This window comes from Mesorhizobium sp. M1E.F.Ca.ET.041.01.1.1, assembly GCF_003997355.1.
Lineage (GTDB): Bacteria > Pseudomonadota > Alphaproteobacteria > Rhizobiales > Rhizobiaceae > Mesorhizobium.
In genome coordinates, this window is the sequence record NZ_RZSL01001079.1 from 1 (window position 1) to 1,073 (window position 1,073).

At 64.2% G+C, this 1,073-nt stretch carries 1 protein-coding gene and 1 pseudogene; one reads left to right on the forward strand and one right to left on the reverse strand.

Annotation, left to right across the window (positions count from 1 at the left end):
* Positions 1 to 155: pseudogene (locus EOA38_RS40820) on the forward strand (inositol monophosphatase); the annotation flags it as partial.
* 16 nt (positions 156 to 171) lie between these two features.
* Here the strand turns inward: EOA38_RS40820 and EOA38_RS37490 are convergent.
* The coding region (locus EOA38_RS37490) for an MFS transporter (RefSeq protein WP_127301572.1) at positions 172 to 1,073 on the reverse strand (902 nt) is incomplete at its 5' end.

The window sequence follows — 1,073 nt, forward strand, 5'->3', positions numbered from 1 at the left end:
ATCTGGCGGGCGCGCTGATCCACCAGGAGGCCGGCGGCCATGCCGCCCGGATCGACGGCAGCGCCTATCTGCCGTCGCATGTCGACGGCGGGCTGCTTGTCGCGCCGGACAAGCAAAGTTGGGACGAACTGCGCCGCGAGCTCTGGGCCGACTGACCCAAGCGCCAAAACCTCACACCGGCGGGTTGTGTGGTTGGAACAGCCGTCCGCGCTCGGCGACCAGGATCATCAGCAACGCCGCGACCGACACGCTGCAGAAGCCGGCGGCTAAAGGCGTGACAGTGCCGTTATAAGCCTGGCCGATCAACGTGCCGAGAATGCCACCGAGAAAAGTCTGCATGAAGCCGAGGATGGAGGACGCCGTGCCGGCGAGCTCGCCGAGCGGCTCCATGGCTAAAGCGTTGAAATTCGCGCCAAGGCAGCCGAACGGAACCATCGCCCCGGCGAAGAAGGCAATGAACAGCCAGAGCGGCATTTCAATCTCCAGCGAGACGACGAGCCAGATCAAACTGATGCTGAGAAACAAGAGCAGCGCGCTCTGAGACAGGCGGCGCATGCCGATCCGACCGACGAGCCGCGCGTTGAGGAAGTTCGAGAAGGCGAGCACGCCCGCGACGCCCGCGAAGATCAGCGGGAACAGCTCACCGACATGGAAGACGTCGAGATAGATCTGCTGCGCCGAATTGATGAAGCCGAACATGGCGCCGAAGATGAAGGTGCTGGCGAAGGCGTAGCAAAGCGCGATGCGGTTGGTGAGCACGATGCGGAAGCCGCCGGCAACCGCGTTGATCGTAAGCGGGCGGCGGTATTCCGGATGCAGCGTCTCCGGCAGGCGCAGCAGCGACCATGTCGACACGATCAGCGCGCCGACGGCCATGGTGACGAAGATCCAGTGCCAGGTGGCGAAGAGCATGATGAACTGACCAATACCGGGCGCGACGACAGGGATCGCCATGAACACCATGAAGATCAGCGACATCACCTCGGCCATGCGGCGGCCCTCGAACGTGTCACGTACGATCGAGACGGCGATGACGCGCGTCGCGGCCGCGCCGACGCCTTGCACGGCACGGC